18 protein-coding genes and 1 tRNA gene are annotated in these 17217 nt (G+C 60.7%); 17 read left to right on the top strand and 2 right to left on the bottom strand.

Going from position 1 to position 17217, the window contains the following annotated elements; genetic code table 11:
* Nucleotides 1-111: 111 nt before the first annotated feature.
* The 9 genes from JNB88_RS02220 (at nt 112) to msrA (ending at nt 8819) form a co-directional block, all read left to right on the top strand.
* Complete coding sequence (locus JNB88_RS02220; RefSeq protein ID WP_220354115.1) at nt 112-1206, top strand: microcin C ABC transporter permease YejB; 1095 nt, start codon at nt 112-114, stop codon at nt 1204-1206.
* On the top strand, nt 1206-2354 hold the full coding sequence (locus JNB88_RS02225; protein WP_220354116.1) for an ABC transporter permease: 1149 nt from the start codon (nt 1206-1208) through the stop codon (nt 2352-2354). The genes JNB88_RS02220 and JNB88_RS02225 overlap by 1 nt, the downstream gene beginning before the upstream one ends.
* Nucleotides 2351-3988 carry an ABC transporter ATP-binding protein gene (locus JNB88_RS02230; protein ID WP_220354117.1) on the top strand — a complete coding sequence of 546 codons (1638 nt, stop codon included), beginning with the start codon at nt 2351-2353 and terminating at the stop codon, nt 3986-3988. Before JNB88_RS02225 ends, JNB88_RS02230 begins: the two co-directional genes overlap by 4 nt.
* An 8-nt stretch (nt 3989-3996) precedes the next feature.
* Entirely contained in the window at nt 3997-4956 is a 960-nt protein-coding gene (locus JNB88_RS02235; RefSeq protein ID WP_220354118.1) for a 2-hydroxyacid dehydrogenase, read from the top strand.
* A 63-nt stretch (nt 4957-5019) separates the two neighbouring features.
* The gene (locus JNB88_RS02240) at nt 5020-5265 is read left to right on the top strand and encodes a hypothetical protein (protein WP_220354119.1); all 246 of its coding nucleotides are present in this window, start codon (nt 5020-5022) and stop codon (nt 5263-5265) included.
* Between the two features lie 161 nt (nt 5266-5426).
* Entirely contained in the window at nt 5427-6731 is a 1305-nt protein-coding gene (pncB, locus tag JNB88_RS02245; RefSeq protein ID WP_037130893.1) for a nicotinate phosphoribosyltransferase, read from the top strand.
* A 144-nt stretch (nt 6732-6875) separates the two neighbouring features.
* Entirely contained in the window at nt 6876-7580 is a 705-nt protein-coding gene (locus JNB88_RS02250; protein WP_220354120.1) for a glycosyltransferase family 25 protein, read from the top strand.
* Nucleotides 7581-7782: 202 nt separating this feature from the next.
* A complete protein-coding gene (locus tag JNB88_RS02255) occupies nt 7783-8169 on the top strand; it encodes a hypothetical protein (protein ID WP_223217070.1) in 387 nt (128 codons plus the stop codon).
* A gap of 128 nt (nt 8170-8297) precedes the next feature.
* Nucleotides 8298-8819 carry a peptide-methionine (S)-S-oxide reductase MsrA gene (gene msrA / locus JNB88_RS02260; RefSeq protein WP_220354122.1) on the top strand — a complete coding sequence of 174 codons (522 nt, stop codon included), beginning with the start codon at nt 8298-8300 and terminating at the stop codon, nt 8817-8819.
* A gap of 137 nt (nt 8820-8956) precedes the next feature.
* Here msrA and JNB88_RS02265 read toward each other — a convergent pair whose 3' ends face one another.
* Both JNB88_RS02265 and JNB88_RS02270 read right to left on the bottom strand, forming a co-directional pair.
* Nucleotides 8957-9124, bottom strand: a complete 168-nt coding sequence (locus JNB88_RS02265; protein ID WP_220354123.1) for a hypothetical protein — start codon at nt 9122-9124, stop codon at nt 8957-8959.
* Between the two features lie 516 nt (nt 9125-9640).
* Nucleotides 9641-9730, bottom strand: a tRNA-Ser gene (locus tag JNB88_RS02270).
* A gap of 229 nt (nt 9731-9959) precedes the next feature.
* Here JNB88_RS02270 and JNB88_RS02275 point away from each other — a divergent pair.
* The 8 genes from JNB88_RS02275 to deoC all read left to right on the top strand — a co-directional run bounded on the left by JNB88_RS02275 (nt 9960) and on the right by deoC (nt 17216).
* Entirely contained in the window at nt 9960-10277 is a 318-nt protein-coding gene (locus JNB88_RS02275; protein WP_220354124.1) for a hypothetical protein, read from the top strand.
* Between the two features lie 304 nt (nt 10278-10581).
* Complete coding sequence (locus JNB88_RS02280; protein WP_220354125.1) at nt 10582-11574, top strand: BMP family lipoprotein; 993 nt, start codon at nt 10582-10584, stop codon at nt 11572-11574.
* A 68-nt stretch (nt 11575-11642) separates the two neighbouring features.
* Nucleotides 11643-13154, top strand: a complete 1512-nt coding sequence (locus JNB88_RS02285) for an ABC transporter ATP-binding protein (protein WP_220354126.1) — start codon at nt 11643-11645, stop codon at nt 13152-13154.
* Between the two features lie 7 nt (nt 13155-13161).
* Nucleotides 13162-14265: an ABC transporter permease gene (locus JNB88_RS02290; RefSeq protein WP_220354127.1), complete on the top strand. Its 1104-nt coding sequence runs from the start codon at nt 13162-13164 to the stop codon at nt 14263-14265.
* A 12-nt stretch (nt 14266-14277) separates the two neighbouring features.
* Complete coding sequence (locus JNB88_RS02295; protein ID WP_220354128.1) at nt 14278-15249, top strand: ABC transporter permease; 972 nt, start codon at nt 14278-14280, stop codon at nt 15247-15249.
* Between the two features lie 4 nt (nt 15250-15253).
* The gene (locus tag JNB88_RS02300; RefSeq protein ID WP_220354129.1) at nt 15254-15643 is read left to right on the top strand and encodes a cytidine deaminase; all 390 of its coding nucleotides are present in this window, start codon (nt 15254-15256) and stop codon (nt 15641-15643) included.
* Nucleotides 15640-16443, top strand: a complete 804-nt coding sequence (locus JNB88_RS02305) for a purine-nucleoside phosphorylase (RefSeq protein WP_220354130.1) — start codon at nt 15640-15642, stop codon at nt 16441-16443. Before JNB88_RS02300 ends, JNB88_RS02305 begins: the two co-directional genes overlap by 4 nt.
* A complete protein-coding gene (gene deoC / locus JNB88_RS02310) occupies nt 16440-17216 on the top strand; it encodes a deoxyribose-phosphate aldolase (protein ID WP_113571857.1) in 777 nt (258 codons plus the stop codon). Before JNB88_RS02305 ends, deoC begins: the two co-directional genes overlap by 4 nt.
* Nucleotide 17217: the final 1 nt, after the last annotated feature.

Below are 17217 nucleotides of genomic sequence, written 5' to 3' on the forward strand. Positions count from 1 at the left end.
AATCACTTCGGACCATGATCAGCGCCGGACGAACCGGCAAAGGAAGGCTTTACGATTGAGCGGCGATAGACTGGACAGCCTACGACAGAACTCCCCGGAGGCCGCTCGCTGATGGGAGCCTATATCCTTCGCCGCCTGCTTCTGATGATCCCGACAATCGTCGGCATCATGGCAATTTCCTTTACAGTCATCCAGTTCGCGCCTGGCGGTCCGGTCGAGCAGGTGATCGCGCAGCTGACCGGCGACGCGCAAGGCGCCGACTCGCGGCTATCGGGCGGTGGTGGCGATCTTCTCGGCGGCGGTGGCCTCGACGAAGGCGGCTCGAAGTACCGCGGCGCGCAGGGGCTTGATCCTGAACTGATCAAGAAGCTCGAAAAGCAGTTTGGCTTCGACAAGCCGCCGCTGACGCGCTTCGGCGAGATGATGTGGAACTACATCCGCTTCGACTTCGGAGAGAGCTTCTTCCGCAACACCACGGTTCTTGAGCTGATCAAGGAAAAGCTGCCTGTCTCGGCCTCGCTCGGCATCTGGATCATGATCTTTTCCTACGGCATCTCGATCCCGCTCGGCATCCGCAAGGCAGTCAAGGACGGCTCGACCTTCGACGTTTGGACCTCGGGCATCATCATCATCGGCTATGCCGTGCCGAGCTTCCTGTTCGGTATCCTGCTGATCGTGCTCTTTGCCGGCGGATCCTTCTATGACTGGTTTCCGCTGCGCGGCCTCGTCTCCGACAATTTCGACCAGCTCGCCTGGTGGCAGAAGCCGCTCGACTATTTCTGGCACCTGACGCTGCCGCTGATCTCGCTTTCGCTGGCCGCCTTTGCAACGACAACGCTGCTGACCAAGAACTCCTTCATCGAGGAGATCAAGAAGCAATATGTGGTGACAGCGCGGGCGAAGGGGCTGAACGAACGGCAGGTGCTTTACGGCCATGTGTTCCGCAACGCCATGCTGATCATCATCGCCGGTTTCCCCGGCGCCTTCATCTCCGCCTTCTTCACCGGCTCGCTGCTGATCGAGAACATCTTCTCGCTCGATGGTCTCGGACGGCTCGGCTATCTCTCGGTGGTCAACCGCGACTATCCGATCGTGTTCGCGACGCTCTACATCTTCTCGCTGCTCGGCCTGTTCGTCAGCCTGATATCGGACCTGATCTACACCTGGATCGATCCGCGCATCGACTTCGAGCGGAGGGACGTCTGATGGACACCGCCGCCAATCCGACGACCGCCACGCCGGTCAAGCCGCCACGCAAGGGGCTGCTGTCGCCGACCAACGTCCGCCGCTGGAAGAACTTCAGGGCCAACCGCCGCGGCTACTGGTCCTTGTGGCTGTTCCTAGTGCTGTTCGTGCTCAGCCTGTTTGCCGAGTTCATCGCCAACGACCGACCGATCATCGCTTCTTACAAGGGCGAGATCCTGTTTCCTGTGCTGGTCAACTATCCGGAAGAGAAGTTCGGCGGCTTCCTCGCCGAAACCGATTATCGCTCCGACGTGATCGCTGACGAGATCAACGCCAACGGCTGGATGATCTGGCCGCCGATCCATTACTCCTATCGCTCCGTCAACTCGAACATCCCGCATTCGGCGCCGACAGCGCCCTTCTGGATGATGAGCAAGGAGGAGCGCTGCTCGGGATATCCGCAGGGTGCTTCCGATCCCGGCTGCAACTTCGGCAATCTCAACTGGCTCGGCACGGACGACCAGGCGCGCGACGTGCTCGCCCGGGTCATCTATGGCTTCCGCATCTCCGTGCTCTTCGGCCTGGTACTGACGATCTGCTCGGCCGTCATTGGCGTCACAGCCGGTGCGATCCAGGGCTATTTCGGCGGCTGGACGGACCTGCTGCTGCAGCGTTTCATCGAGATCTGGTCGTCGATGCCGGTGCTCTACATCCTGCTGATCATCGCCGCCATCCTGCCGCCCGGCTTCTTCGTGCTGCTCGGGATCATGCTGCTCTTCTCGTGGGTCGGCTTCGTGGGCGTCGTGCGCGCCGAGTTCCTGCGGGCGCGCAATTTCGAGTATGTCCGGGCGGCGCGAGCGCTGGGCGTCGGCAACCGAACGATCATGTGGCGGCACCTGCTGCCAAACGCCATGGTGGCGACGCTGACTTTCCTGCCGTTCATTCTGTCGGGCTCGATCACCACGCTGACCTCGCTCGACTTCCTTGGCTTCGGCATGCCGCCGGGCTCGCCTTCGCTCGGCGAGATGATCGCACAGGGCAAGGCGAACCTGCAGGCGCCGTGGCTCGGGCTGACCGCGTTCTTCACCATGTCGATCATGCTGTCGCTGTTGATCTTCATCGGCGAGGCGGTTCGTGACGCATTCGATCCCAGGAAGACGTTTCAATGAGTGACGCTGCCGAAACACTGCTGTCCGTTCGCGATCTCTCGGTGGCATTCCACCAGGGCGGCGAAACATCGCTGGCTGTCGATCGCGTCTCCTTCGATATCCGCAGGGGCGAGGTCGTGGCGCTGGTCGGCGAGTCCGGCTCCGGCAAGTCGGTCTCTGCCAACTCGATCCTGCGGCTACTGCCCTACCCCGCCGCCAGCCACCCCTCCGGCGAAATCCTGTTCAAGGGCAAGGACCTCCTGAAAGCATCCGACAAGGCGTTGCGCGAAGTGCGCGGCAACGACATCACGATGATCTTCCAGGAGCCGATGACCTCGCTCAACCCGCTGCACTCGATCGAGAAGCAGATCGCCGAGATTCTCGAACTGCATCAGGGACTGACGGGTCAGGCCGCTCGCAAGCGTATCCTCGAACTCCTGAACCAGGTCGGTATCCGCGAGCCGGAGAAGCGGCTGAAAGCCTATCCGCATGAGCTTTCCGGCGGCCAGCGGCAACGCGTGATGATCGCCATGGCGCTCGCCAACCGACCGGAACTGCTGATCGCCGACGAGCCGACGACCGCGCTTGACGTGACCGTGCAGGCGCAGATCCTCGAACTGCTGCGGCAACTGAAGGGCGAGCACGGCATGTCCATGCTCTTCATCACCCACGACCTCGGCATCGTCCGCAAGTTCGCCGACCGGGTCTGCGTGATGACCAAGGGCAAGATCGTCGAGACCGGCACGGTGGAAGAGGTCTTCCGCAATCCCAAACACGATTACACCCGGCATCTCCTCGCCTCCGAACCGCGCGGCGAGCCGCCGCTTGCGGACGCCTCGAAGCCCATCGTGATGCAGGGGTCCGACATTCGCGTGTGGTTCCCGATCAAGGCCGGGCTCATGCGCAAGGTCGTCGATCATGTGAAGGCCGTCGACGGCATTGATCTTCAGCTGCGCGCCGGGCAGACGCTCGGTGTTGTTGGTGAGTCGGGCTCGGGCAAGACGACGCTCGGTCTGGCACTGACGCGGCTGATCTCGTCGCAGGGCCGGATCAGCTTCGTCGGCAAGGATATAGCCAGCTATTCATTTACGGAAATGCGACCTCTGCGCAACCAGTTGCAAGTGGTGTTCCAGGATCCCTACGGTTCGCTCAGCCCGCGCATGTCGGTCGGCGACATCATCGCCGAGGGGCTGAAGGTGCATGAACGATCACTCTCCTATGAAGAGCGCGACAGCCGTGTCTGCTGGGCGCTGGAGGAGGTCGGACTCGATCCGCTGACCCGTTGGCGCTATCCGCACGAATTCTCCGGCGGCCAGCGCCAGCGCATCGCCATAGCCCGCGCCATGGTTTTGAAACCGCGCTTCGTGATGCTGGACGAGCCGACCTCGGCGCTCGACATGAGCGTTCAGGCGCAGGTCGTCGACCTCCTGCGCGATCTGCAGAAGAAGCACGACCTCGCCTACCTCTTCATCAGCCACGACCTTAAGGTGGTGAAGGCGCTGGCAAACGACGTCATCGTCATGCGCTTCGGCAAGGTCGTCGAACAGGGATCGTCCGCCGATATCTTCGGTGCGCCGAAGGATGACTATACCAAGGCGCTGATGGCTGCCGCCTTCAACATCGAGGCGGTGCCGACACCCGCCGTCCAACAGTAAAGACGATCATGTCCGCAAGACCACCTATTCTCGTCGACCTAAAGTTCGACCCCGAAACCGTTGCCCGCATCCTGAAAACGGCCTTTTCGGATCGCGGCAGCATCAACCTCGCCGATCCCGCCAACAAAGATCGCGATCTGACCGGCATCGACTATGCGCTGCTCTGGAAGCCGGACGCGGATCTTTTCAGCCGCGCCCCCAACCTCAAGGTCATCTTCTCCGGCGGCGCAGGCGTCGACAGCTTCATGAACCTGCCGGGCCTGCCCGACGTCCCGATCGTTCGCTTCTCCGACCGAAGCCTGACGACGCGGATGAGCGAATGGGTGGTGATGCAGTGCCTGATGCATCTCCGCCAGCAGCACCAGCACGACAAGGATCAGCGGGCGCGCATCTGGGGCAAGCTGGTTCCGCCCGAGGCTGCCGAAATCACCGTCGGCATCATGGGCCTCGGCGTGCTCGGGCAGGACGCGGCCCACAAGCTGAAGGTCATGGGCTTCAATGTCATCGGCTGGTCGCGCAGCCGCAAGGAGATCGACGGTATCGACACCTTCGATTCCGGGCAACTCGATGAATTCCTCTCCAGAACGGATTTTCTCGTCGGTCTGCTGCCGCTGACACCGGAGACGACAGGCTTCTACAATGCCGCACTGTTTTCGAAGCTGCGGCAAGGCGGAGCGCTCGGCAAGCCGGTGTTTATTAATGCCGGGCGAGGAAAGAGCCAGGTGCAGGCCGACATCGTCGCCGCTGTCAAGAACGGCGTCCTCGGCGGTGCCTCGATCGACGTCTTCGCGGTCGAACCGCTTGCCTCCGACGATCCGCTCTGGGGCTTGGAGAACGTGTTCATTACGCCGCACGATGCGGCGGTTTCCGATGAGACAGCGCTCTTCCGGCACGTCGAGCGCCAGATCGCCCGCTACGAGGGCGGCGAGCCGCTGCAATTCGTCGTCGACCGGCAGAGAGGTTACTGACGACAGGAACCATGCCGCGATCCGTTCGTTTTCTCCCGAGACGACATCGGAAGGGAGAAAAGCATGTCTCACCCGACAGAAACGCGCTGGGAAGATGATGGCAAGCTTCACGCCGAGCAGCAGTTTTCGCCCGTCAAGGCGAAACAGGGACGCACAGGCAAGCGGATTCTGACGGTCCTGATAGCCGCGCTGGTGCTTGCCTTTATCGTATGGATCCCTGTCGAAATCTGGGGCGAGAAGCGATCGGACGAGGTCGCTCCACAGCAGCCGGCCGCGACGATGGCTCCAACGGCGCCCGCGCAGCAATAATGGGGCGGGCCGACGCGGTCACCGCATCCGTCGGTCAGCCGACGGGTGCTGGCGTGTTTACGCTGGACTTTGCCGACTGATTTTTCGATAAGAAGGCGCAGGAGCCGGTTTTCCTGCGCCGGTTTGGCGCAGTCTATCCGGTTCGGGAATGGGCGGAGTTCATGGCCAAGACCGATATAGCAAGGCGCGTATACAATCACACCTGGAAGCTCGATCCGATTGTTCGCAGCCTGATCGACACTGACTTCTACAAGCTGCTCATGCTGCAGATGATCTGGAAGCTCTATCCTGACGTCAACGCGACATTCACGCTCATCAATCGTACCAAACGCGTGCTTTTGGCCGAAGAGATCGACGAGGGTGAGTTGCGCGAGCAACTCGATCATGCGCGTTCGCTGCGCCTTTCCAAGAAGGAGATGATCTGGCTCGCCGGTAACAGCTTCTATGGGCGCGCGCAGATCTTCGAGCCGGAATTCCTGGCCTGGCTCTCACATTTCCAGCTGCCCGAATACGAGCTTTCGAAGCGCGATGGCCAATATGTGCTGGACTTCCACGGATCGTGGAAGGACACGACAATGTGGGAAATCCCGGCGCTTGCAATCATCAACGAGCTACGCTCCCGCTCCGCCATGAAGGCGCTCGGACCGTTCACGCTCGACGTGCTCTATGCCCGCGCAAAGGCGCGGATGTGGGAGAAGGTCGAGCGCCTGCGCGTGCTGCCCGGCCTGCGCATCTCCGACTTCGGCACGCGCCGTCGCCACAGCTTCCTGTGGCAGCGCTGGTGTGTCGAGGCGCTGAAGGAAGGCATTGGTCCGGCCTTCACCGGCACCAGCAACGTCCTGCTCGCCATGGATTCCGATCTCGAAGCGGTCGGCACGAACGCTCACGAGCTGCCAATGGTTGCCGCAGCCCTTGCCCAGACCGACGAAGAACTGCGCAACGCGCCGTATAAGGTTTTGCGCGACTGGAACAAGCTCTATGGCGGCAACCTGCTGATCGTTCTCCCTGATGCCTTCGGCACCGCCGCCTTCCTACGCGACGCGCCCGAATGGGTCGCCGACTGGACCGGCTTCCGGCCGGACAGTGCCCCGCCTGTCGAAGGCGGCGAGAAGATCATCGAGTGGTGGAAGAAGATGGGCCGCGATCCGCGCCAGAAGCTGCTTATTTTCTCGGACGGGCTCGACGTCGACGCGATCATCGACACCTACAAGCACTTCGAAGGCAAGGTGCGCATGAGCTTCGGCTGGGGCACCAACCTCACCAATGACTTCGCCGGCTGTGCGCCCACCGAGATCTCTGGCCTCAATCCGATTTCCATCGTCTGCAAGGTCAGCGACGCCAACGGTCGGCCGGCCGTAAAACTCTCGGACAATCCGCAGAAGGCGACCGGCGACCCGGCCGAGGTTCAGCGCTACCTGAAGTTTTTCGGAACGGAAGATCGCGTGGATCAGGCGGTGCTTGTCTAGGCGGTGGGTTTCGGTACTCGTCGCCCCCCGAAGAGGTAACTTGCGGCAGCGAATGCACCGTAAAGGGTAGGTGTCGCATAATTGCGCTGCAGAACGGCCTCATTTACATCTTTGCCATAAGCAACGCGCCACTTGGGGTTAGCGATGAGCATGCATCCCCTGGAATACTTCGATCGAATTCACATCATCAATCTTCGCTCGAGGGCCGACAGGCGGGAGGATTTGCTTGAGCAGTTCTCTGCGATGAAATTCTCCGCCGCAAACGTCCAGTGGTTCGACGCGATCAAGCCAGACGAAAAGGGCCCGTTTCAAAGCATCGGTGCAAGAGGGTGTTTCCTTAGCCATCTCGAAGTGCTGAAAGCTGCCGAGCAAGAGGGAGTCGAGCGGCTCCTCATCCTGGAGGACGATGCCGGCTTCCCCACAAATTTCTCCGTACGGATGGCACAGCTCATCCACACGCTCGATGCTGATCCCTGGGACATGTTCTATGGCGGCGGGCGGGTCGACGACCGATCCCGACTACCACTTGGTGCAGCACTCGTTGAGGCAGACTGCCCGATTGGATGCACGCATTTCGTGGCGGTACATCGCCGCGCCATCCCGCGGCTGCGAGCATATCTCGAGGCTCAGATCACCAGACCCGCGGGAGATCCGGCAGGCGGTCCGATGCCGGTGGACGGATCCTACTTCTGGGCGCGCCGGGAACTAAATCTGAGGACCTTGATCGCCAATCCCGATGCATGTTTCCAGCGTTCGTCGCGAAGTGACATCACTCCCCGGCCATGGGACCGATTCTCCGGCCTCCGCGGGATCGCGGCGGCTTTGCGCAAGCTGAAGAATGCGAACTAGCCGCAATTCGCGCATTGGCTTCGGTTGAGGCATGGCCTGGCCTGCACCTCGGCCCTCTGATTTGCGCCTTGCCAGACACGATCTCCGACTGGAGCCATCCGCCGCTTGCGTCGCCCGTCCGCGCAAGGTGCTGGCCACATTATCGCCCAATCGTCGTTCATGCTCGCCGCGTGATTCCTCGCACATGGAGAAAACTTTGACGATGCGTTCTATCGCGACGATTGGCACGATCGCAGTCGCCCTTCTCGCAACGCCCTGCCTCGCTGCCGAGAAGGCAATCTCGCCGCTTGTCGGAACACCCTGGATAGAAACCAACGCGCAGTCCGGCCTTCCCGGAGCGATGATGATATTTCTACCGAAAGGCAAGCTCCTTATCGATTCCTGTTGGGAGACCTACGCTCTCAGAACTTGGAAACAAATATCTCCCAGTGAGCTGTCCTGGGACGAAGACGGAGCCACAATCCGAGCCAAAGTTAAGGCCGCCTCCTCGGATCGTCTCACGCTCCAGATTGTTGCCGGGAAAGACATCATCGAGCGCAGCTATACGGCGGGTAAGGCGCCATATATCTGCCCTGACATGAAACGCTAGCTTGGACACACGCGATCGGACCTTATCAGGACAGCAACTGGCAAAACGTGGTCCCAGTCCCCATTTAGGGGGCAAGGCGCCGAATGCCGATGGCTGACGCGCATCATTTCACTGAAAGGACGTTTCCAATGACTGTAGAGCGTGCGGTACTGGCGGGCGGTTGCTTCTGGGGCATGCAGGATCTCATCCGACGCTATCCTGGCGTCGTCTCCACTCGCGTGGGCTACACCGGCGGAGAAGTGGCGAACGCCACCTACCGCAATCACGGCAATCACGCCGAAGCAATCGAGATCATGTTCGAGCCCGCGAAGATCAGCTATCGTGACATCCTCGAGTTTTTCTTCCAGATCCATGACCCGACGACAGTGAACCGCCAGGGCAATGATATAGGCACCAGCTACCGCTCGGCGATCTTCTACGCCAACGACCAACAGCGGGCGACTGCCGAAGATACCATTGCCGACGTCAATGCCTCGGGCCTTTGGCCCGGAAAAGTCGTCACGGAAGTTGTCCCGGTCAGCGATTTCTGGGAAGCGGAGCCCGAGCACCAGGATTACTTGGAACGCATTCCAAACGGCTACACCTGCCACTTCATCAGGCCCGGCTGGAAGCTGCCGAAGCGCGCGCAGAGCACGGCGGCTGCCGGCTGAGGCCAGCCAAGCGTTCTTGCCCGCTTGGCATAGAATTGGTTTCGAGCGACAAGGCCTTGCCGCAGCGGCAAGGCCTTATTTCGTTTATGCCAGCCCCTACCCGAATCCGCGAAAGAACTCGTTCGTGATCGGCGACTTTAGTGCAGATCGAGGCTCAACTGCTGGTGCGGAAGCTTTGGCAGCGGGCGGCCGATCTCGATCTTTCCAAAAACGCGCTTTCGCCGTTCGGTGTCACGTTCTCGTTCGGCGCGATTGGCGGCCACGACAGCGAGTGCATTGGCGATGACTTGCTCAGTATGGGTCATAGGAACCTCCGTCGTTTGTTCTTATTTTGTTCTTGCGGCTGAAGATGTCAAGGGCGCGGCCTGGTTGAGACTCTGGGAAGCCTGCACCCGCAGCGACGATCGAGTTGTTGCCTTCTTGCGGTGATTGTTACTGTAACGTACTTGCGCGGCTACTTCGCTTCACTGCCAATGGACAGGCACCTGTCATGTTGAGGAGGAGCGAACTATGATCGGCCATTACGCGACGCAGCCTTCTTGTGGCCAGTACAGCCCTGGCGGCAACGGCTGCGGCCTTACCGGCAGTCAGAACGGCCAGTGCCCAACAGTCAACGGCGCCGAGTGGAGGCGAGGCCAAGCCCAACATCCTTGTCATATGGGGCGATGACATTGGGACGTGGAACATCAGCCACAACAATCGCGGCATTGAAGAAAGCTTGAGAGATCTAGGAAACTGATTGGCCCTGCTAAGAGCGACGGCGTTGGAGCCGCCGTCGCTCTACAGAATTGTCTCCGCAAATCATTACATAGTGGAAGATATGGCGGACAGAGAGGGATTCGAACCCTCGGTACGCTTTCACGTACACACGCGTTCCAGGCGTGCGCCTTCAACCACTCGGCCACCTGTCCTTTGGCGGTCTGCATCGGCGAAGATGCAAATCGTCGGAACGGCCGCGATATATACCGATGAATTTTCGCCGATCAACCCAAATCTAACAGTTTTTTGACTTCTTCCGGTAAAAGTGCGGCCAAGCCCTCCATTGCAGTTCCGCTGACCTGTAGCTATCTTTTATTACAGGTGGAAAATGGCGCGGCTGGCCGGGCAGGAGCCCGGCGCATTTGATGGCCGGAGAGTTCGATGCGTTTCCTTTTGCGTTTGGCGAGTCTTGTTGCGCTGGCTGTTGCCGTGATTGCCGGAACGATCGATTCAATTCAGTCCGTTGCCGCCTCCTCCGTGGTCATAACGCCAATGGGCGACGCGTGGCAGGATCTGAGCCCGTCCTCGCTGGAAAGCCTGCAATCGACCATCGCCTATTATATCCACCCACGCTTCTATACCCTCGCCTTCCGGTGGCTGATGCTCCAGCCGGCCTTCGCCGTGTTTCTGGTGCTGTCGCTATTGTTGTGGATGGCGGGCTACAAGAAGCAGCCAGTGGCCGGCCGCTTTGCCGCATAAGGATGGCGTTACCCGGATATATCCGGCCTGGCGTCAGAGATCATAATTCACCGGCCGTCGCTGCCGATCTGACTAGAAAAATCGCAACCTGCCGACGATTTTGTGCAAAATTCAGCCCGTCTGAGCTGATTTTTGGCAATTGCGGCAAATTTTTACCAGCCGAAAAATTTCTCGTGAATTTTTTTTTGAGCCATGCAAGGATGCGCCCAGCCAGGCCTCCGGGGGGAGGTCGGTGGTTCCGCAGACATGCCTAAACGGCTTGCGGGAGGACCCAAACAATTAGAAACAAATAGGGCTGCAACTCATGAAAAAATCCCTTCTGACTCTCCTGGCCGTGGCTGCCATGTCCACGACGGCGCTCGCCGCCGACGTCAAGCCGGCGCTCGTTTACGGTACCGGCGGGAAGTTCGATAAGTCTTTTAACGAAGCAGCCTTCAATGGCGCCGAAAAGTTCAAGACCGAAACCGGCATCGCTTATCGCGACTTCGAGCCGACTGGCGACACCCAGGGCGAGCAGGCTATCCGCAACTTCGCAAGCCGCGGCTTCAACCCGGTTATCGCCGTGTCCTTCGCCTGGACCTCGGCCATCGAGAAGGTCGCAGCCGAATTCCCCGACACGAAGTTCGTGATCGTTGACGCCGTCGTCGACAAGCCGAACGTCCGCTCCGTCGTCTACAAGGAAGAAGAAGGCTCCTTCCTCGTCGGCACGCTGGCAGGCCTCGCTTCCAAGACCGGCAAGGTCGGTTTCGTGGGCGGCATGGACATCCCGCTGATCCGCAAGTTCGAATGCGGCTACGAGCAGGGCGCGCGCTCGGTCAAGGCCGATGTCGAAGTGTTCCAGAACATGACCGGCACGACAGGTGCTGCTTGGAATGACCCGGTCCGCGGTGGCGAGCTCACCAAGAACCAGATCGATCAGGGTGCCGATGTTATCTACGCGGCAGCTGGTGCGACCGGCCTCGGCGTCCTGCAGACGGCCGCCGACAACAAGAAGCTCTCGATCGGTGTCGACAGCAACCAGAACCACCTTCACCCGGGCTCCGTCCTGACGTCGATGGTCAAGCGCGTTGACCTCGCTGTCTACAACGGCTTCAGCGACGTCAAGGCCGACAAGTTCACGGCCGGCGTGCTTGCGCTCGGCGTCAAGGAAGACGGCGTTGCCGCTGCCATCGACGACAACAACAAGGCCCTGATCACTCCTGAGATGCAGGCTGCGCTCGACAAGGCCAAGGAAGGCATCATCGCGGGAACCATCAAGGTTCACGACTACACGACGGACAACGCTTGCCCGAAGTGATCCGTGACTGAGACGGGCGTATGGCGGAGTTGCTCCGTCATACGCCCTTTTCATATTTGGAGCCTGCTGTGACAGACACGCCCGCTATTGAACTTGTGGGCATCGACAAGAAATTCGGTGCCGTTCACGCCAACAAGGACATCAATCTTACCGTTGCCAAGGGCACGATTCACGGCATCATCGGGGAAAACGGTGCCGGCAAATCGACCTTGATGTCGATCATTTATGGTTTCTACCATGCCGACAGCGGCGAGATTCGTGTCAACGGCAACCCGGTCACCATCAAGGACAGCCAGGCTGCGATCGCGGCCGGGATCGGGATGGTGCACCAGCACTTCATGCTGGTCGACAATTTCACGGTACTCGAAAACATCATGCTCGGTGCCGAAGGCGGCGCGCTGCTGGCCAAGGGTGTTTCTTCCGCGCGCGCCGAGCTGCGCCGTCTGGAGAAGGACTACGGCCTCGAGGTCAATCCCGATGCGTTGATCGAAGAGCTTCCGGTCGGGCTGCAGCAGCGTGTGGAAATTCTAAAAGCCATGTACCGCGGCGCCGAGATCCTGATCCTCGACGAGCCGACGGGCGTGCTGACGCCTGCCGAGGCGGATCACCTTTTCAAGATCCTTGGCGTTCTGCGCGACCAGGGCAAGACGGTCATTCTGATCACCCACAAGCTGCGCGAGATCATGGCGATCACCGACACGGTGTCCGTCATGCGCCGCGGCGAGATGGTCGCAACCCGCAAGACATCCGAAACGACCGTCGAGGAGCTTGCCGAACTGATGGTCGGCCGCCGCGTATTGCTGCGCGTGCAGAAGGGTGAAGCCAATCCGGGCAAGGTGATCCTGTCGGCCCGCAACCTTACCGTTAAGGACAACCGCGGCGTCACCATGGTCGACAACGTGTCCTTCGATGTCCGCGCCGGCGAGATCGTCGGCATTGCAGGCGTCGCCGGCAACGGGCAATCCGAGCTGCTGGAAGCGATTGCGGGCATTCGCAAGCCGCATTCCGGCGAGATTTTCCTCGATGGCCAGCCGATCGACAAGGCCGATCCGGCGCGGCTGCGCGAGCTTGGTCTCGCCCATATTCCGGAAGACCGGCATCACATGGGGTTGGTGCTGAAATTCGAGGAATACGAGAATTCCGTTCTCGGCTATCATCGCAATCCCGGCTACAGCAAGGGCCCGCTGCTCGATCTCGACGCGATTCGCAAGGACGCCATGGAGAAGATCGAGAAATACGACATTCGTCCGCCGAACCCACGGCTGAAGACGGCGAACTTTTCCGGCGGCAACCAGCAGAAGATCGTCGTGGCCCGCGAGATCGAACGCGATCCGACGGCTCTGATCATCGGCCAGCCGACGCGTGGCGTCGACATCGGCGCCATCGAATTCATTCACCGCCGGATCATCGAGATGCGCGACGCCGGCAAGGCGATCCTGCTCGTCTCCGTCGAACTCGACGAAATCCGCGCCCTTTCAGACCGTATCCTTGTCATGTTTGCCGGCCACGTTGTCGGCGAGAAGACGCCCGATGCCGGTGAACAGACCCTCGGCCTGATGATGGCCGGCATTGCCGCGTGAGGCCTTGATGAGCACTGCTTCCGTTCCACTTCCAAACTGGATCAACTACGGGCTCATTCCGCTGTTGAATCTCTTAGTCGCTTTCGTGATCTCCGGCTTCGTCGTCTGGCTGATCGGGGAGAGCCCGCTTGCCGCCCTGTCGCTGCTGATCGAAGGCGCACTCGGCAGCGGCGAAGGCATCGGCTTCACGCTCTATTATGCGACGAGCTTCATCTTCACCGGTCTCTCCGTTGCTGTCGCTATTCATGCCGGCCTGTTCAACATCGGCTCGGAAGGCCAGGCCTATCTCGGTGGCCTCGGCTGCGCACTGGTGGCGCTGGCGCTCGACCACTATGTGCCGTGGTATGTCACGATGCCAGTTGCGGTCGTCGGTGCCGGCCTGTTTGGTGCGGCCTGGGCGTTCATCCCCGCCTTCCTGCAGGCGAAACGCGGCAGCCACATCGTCATTACCACGATCATGTTCAACTACATCGGGGCGGCATTGATGGTGTACCTCTTGGTGCATGTACTGATCGTACCCGGCAAGATGGCGCCGGAAACCCGGACCTTCCTTGAAGGCGGTCAGCTGCCGAAGCTCGGCTGGTTGATGAACCTGTTCGGCGCCAAGCTTGGTGCTGCACCTTTGAACGTCTCGTTCATCATCGCGCTCTTCGCGGCCTGGTTCGTCTGGCTGCTGATCTGGCGCACGAAGCTCGGCTTCGAAATGCGCACGCTTGGCGTCAGCCCGAGTGCCGCCGCCTATGCCGGCATTCCCTATGCGCGCACCGTGATGATCGCCATGCTGCTGTCAGGCGCGCTCGCCGGCATGATGGCGCTCAACCCGGTCATGGGCTCGTCGGCCCGCCTGCAGGTCGAGTTCGTCGGCGGGGCCGGCTTCGTCGGCATCGCCGTGTCGCTGATGGGCCGCAACCATCCCGTCGGTATCGTGCTCTCGGGCATCCTGTTCGGCATTCTCTACGCGGGCGGTGACGCAATTTCTTTCGACATGCCGGCCATTACCCGCGAAATGATCATGGTCATCCAGGGTCTGGTCATCCTGTTCGCCGGCGCGCTGGAATACATGTTCCGTCCCGCGATGGTTCGCATCTACCAACAATTCAAGGCCGCGTGAGGGGAACGGACGATGGATTACTATGACATCTTCACCAGCGTCCTGAGCTCAACGATCCGCCTGTCGATCCCGCTGATCTTCACCGCGCTGGCGGGTCTTTTTTCTGAACGGGCCGGCATCTTCGATATCGGCCTCGAGGGCAAAATGCTCGGCTCAGCCTTTGCGGCCGCTTGCGTTGCTTATCTCACGGGATCCGCGTGGCTTGGCCTCGGTGCCGGCATCATCTGCTCGGTGGCGCTCAGCCTCGTGCATGGCTTTGCCTCGATCACCAATCGCGGCAACCAGATCATCTCGGGCGTCGCGATCAACTTCTTCATCGCCGGTATCACCATCGTTCTCGGTGGCGCCTGGTTCGGCCAGGGTGGACGCACGCCGCAGCTGGCTGCGGATGCGCGCTTTGCGCCGATCGTGCTGCCCGGCGCAGATGCGATGCGTGACGTTCCGGTCATCGGTCCGCTCTACGCCAATGTGATCTCAGGCAACAACATCCTGACTTATCTCGCTTTCCTGGCGGTTCCGCTTTCCTGGTGGATTCTTTACCGCACCCGCTTCGGCCTGCGCCTGCGCGCCGTCGGCGAGAATCCGGGCGCCGTCGATACGGCCGGGATTTCGGTGAGCTGGCTGCGCTATCGCGCCGTCATGTGCGCAGGCATCCTCTGTGGCTTCTCCGGAACCTATCTTGCGATCGCGCAGTCGGCGGCCTTCATCAAGGATATGTCGGCCGGCAAGGGCTATATCGCGCTTGCGGCGCTGGTCTTTGCAAAGTGGAAGCCGGTGCCCGTCATGTTCGCCTGCCTGCTCTTCGGTTTCCTTGATGCGCTGGCAAACTTCATGCAGGGCAAGCAGGTGCCCCTGATCGGCGAAGTGCCGGTGCAGATCTTCCAGGCTCTGCCCTATATCCTTACCTGCATCCTGCTCGCCGGTTTCATCGGCGTCGCGATCCCGCCGAAGGCGGGTGGTGTACCCTATACGAAGGAACGTTGAGAACATGTCCCACGATCTTTTCGAGGCCGCGCGCGGCGCCATGGCTTTCGCGCATGCTCCCTATTCGAAATTCCCGGTCGGCGCGGCGATCCGCGCCGAGGACGGCAAGGTCTATACCGGCGCCAATATCGAGAACCTGTCTTTCCCGCAGGGTTGGTGCGCGGAACCGACGGCGATCAGCGCCATGATCATGGGCGGCGCCAAGAAGATCGTCGAGATGGCCGTGATCGCCGAGAAGCTGGCGCTTTGCCCACCCTGCGGCGGCTGCCGGCAGAAGATCTCGGAGTTCGCATCTAAGGACACGAAGATCTATCTCTGCGATGAGGTCGGTGTGAAGAAGACGATGACCATGGAAGAACTCTTGCCGTTCAGCTTCGAGACCGAACTCGGATGAGCGCCGCTCTCGACGTGCTTGCCGGCAAGCTCGGCGGTCTTTCGCCGCGCGTAGGCATTGTGCTTGGTTCCGGCCTCGGCTCGCTGGTCGGCGAACTGAAGGACGCGCAACGCATCCCTTATCATGACCTGCCGGGCTTCCCGGTCAGTGCTGTTTCGGGTCATGCCGGAGAGGTGGTTGCCGGTTCGCTCGGCGATGTGCCCGTCATCATGCTGTCCGGTCGCGTGCACTTCTATGAAAAGGGCGATGCCGGCGCGATGCGACTGCCAATCGAAGCTCTCAAAGGCCTTGGCATCGAGGCTTTGATCCTCACCAATTCCGCAGGGTCGCTCCGAGACGACATCCCGCCCGGCTCGGTGATGCAGATCACTGACCACATAAACTATTCCGGCATGAATCCGCTGATCGGCGAGGAAAGCGACCACCGTTTCGTCGGCATGACCAGCGCCTACGATGCGGGCCTTGCCGACAGGATGCGCAAGGCCGCCGAGACGCTCGGCATCCCCTTGTCGCAGGGCGTCTATATGTGGTTCTCCGGCCCAAGTTTCGAAACGCCGGCTGAAATTCGGATGGCGCGAATTCTCGGCGCAGATGCTGTCGGAATGTCGACCGTGCCTGAGGTCATTATCGCGCGAATGCTTGGCTTAAGGGTTGCGGCAGCGTCCGTTATCACCAACTATGGAGCTGGCATGACCGGCGGCGAACTGAGCCATGAGGAGACCAAGGATATGGCTCCGATCGGCGGCGCCCGCCTCGCCGCCATATTGAAAGAAATGATTGCAGGAGAACGCGAACAATGACCAGTCATTCCAGCAAGGAGACGGCCGCCGTCGCCCTTTCTCTCCTCGATCTGACAAACCTCAAGGACGACTGCACGGAAGCGCAGATCGACGCGCTCTGCGCCCGCGCCCAGACGCCCTATGGCAACACGGCAGCGATCTGCATCTGGCCGCGCTTCGTCGCCCGCGCTCGCGCCATATTGGGAACGGCCCATCCGGTGCGCATTGCGACCGTCGTCAATTTCCCTTCGGGGGAAATGGAGGTCGCTGATGTCGCCGCGGAAACCCGCGAGGCAATCGCCGACGGGGCTGATGAAATCGACCTTGTCATCCCCTATCGCAAGTTCATGACGGGCAGCGCCAAGGCTGTGACCGAGATGGTCGCGGCAGTTCGCGCGGAATGCAAGGATCCGGTTCTTCTGAAGGTTATTCTCGAGACCGGCGAGATCAAGGATGCGGCGCTGATCCAGCGCGCCTCCGAACTCGCCATCGAGGCCGGCGCCGATTTCATCAAGACGTCCACCGGCAAAGTCTCGGTCAATGCCACGTTGGAAGCGGCCGACATCATGTTGAGGGTCATCCGTCAGAGCGGCCGCAAGGTCGGCTTCAAGCCGGCGGGTGGCATCGGCTCGGTAGCCGACGCTGCCCTCTATCTGAGCCTTGCGGAGACGATTATGGCGCCGGATTGGCCGATGCCATCGACCTTCCGTTTCGGGGCTTCCGGATTGCTCGACGACATCCTTGCAGTCCTCGGCGGAACGCAATCCACGCCCGCCGCCGCTTCGAGCTATTGAC

Source organism: Rhizobium cauense, from assembly GCF_019511525.1.
GTDB lineage: Bacteria > Pseudomonadota > Alphaproteobacteria > Rhizobiales > Rhizobiaceae > Rhizobium > Rhizobium cauense.

Coding starts and splice junctions, on each gene's coding strand:
- JNB88_RS02280 (WP_220354125.1), top strand. CDS start 10,582: ATGAAAAAATCCCTTCTGACTCTCCTGGCCGTGGCTGCCATGTCCACG.
- pncB (WP_037130893.1), top strand. CDS start 5,427: ATGGCCAAGACCGATATAGCAAGGCGCGTATACAATCACACCTGGAAG.
- JNB88_RS02220 (WP_220354115.1), top strand. CDS start 112: ATGGGAGCCTATATCCTTCGCCGCCTGCTTCTGATGATCCCGACAATC.
- JNB88_RS02230 (WP_220354117.1), top strand. CDS start 2,351: ATGAGTGACGCTGCCGAAACACTGCTGTCCGTTCGCGATCTCTCGGTG.
- JNB88_RS02300 (WP_220354129.1), top strand. CDS start 15,254: ATGTCCCACGATCTTTTCGAGGCCGCGCGCGGCGCCATGGCTTTCGCG.
- JNB88_RS02265 (WP_220354123.1), bottom strand. CDS start 9,124: ATGACCCATACTGAGCAAGTCATCGCCAATGCACTCGCTGTCGTGGCC.
- JNB88_RS02240 (WP_220354119.1), top strand. CDS start 5,020: ATGTCTCACCCGACAGAAACGCGCTGGGAAGATGATGGCAAGCTTCAC.
- JNB88_RS02290 (WP_220354127.1), top strand. CDS start 13,162: ATGAGCACTGCTTCCGTTCCACTTCCAAACTGGATCAACTACGGGCTC.
- JNB88_RS02295 (WP_220354128.1), top strand. CDS start 14,278: ATGGATTACTATGACATCTTCACCAGCGTCCTGAGCTCAACGATCCGC.
- JNB88_RS02255 (WP_223217070.1), top strand. CDS start 7,783: ATGCGTTCTATCGCGACGATTGGCACGATCGCAGTCGCCCTTCTCGCA.
- JNB88_RS02305 (WP_220354130.1), top strand. CDS start 15,640: ATGAGCGCCGCTCTCGACGTGCTTGCCGGCAAGCTCGGCGGTCTTTCG.
- JNB88_RS02250 (WP_220354120.1), top strand. CDS start 6,876: ATGAGCATGCATCCCCTGGAATACTTCGATCGAATTCACATCATCAAT.
- msrA (WP_220354122.1), top strand. CDS start 8,298: ATGACTGTAGAGCGTGCGGTACTGGCGGGCGGTTGCTTCTGGGGCATG.
- deoC (WP_113571857.1), top strand. CDS start 16,440: ATGACCAGTCATTCCAGCAAGGAGACGGCCGCCGTCGCCCTTTCTCTC.
- JNB88_RS02225 (WP_220354116.1), top strand. CDS start 1,206: ATGGACACCGCCGCCAATCCGACGACCGCCACGCCGGTCAAGCCGCCA.
- JNB88_RS02275 (WP_220354124.1), top strand. CDS start 9,960: ATGCGTTTCCTTTTGCGTTTGGCGAGTCTTGTTGCGCTGGCTGTTGCC.
- JNB88_RS02235 (WP_220354118.1), top strand. CDS start 3,997: ATGTCCGCAAGACCACCTATTCTCGTCGACCTAAAGTTCGACCCCGAA.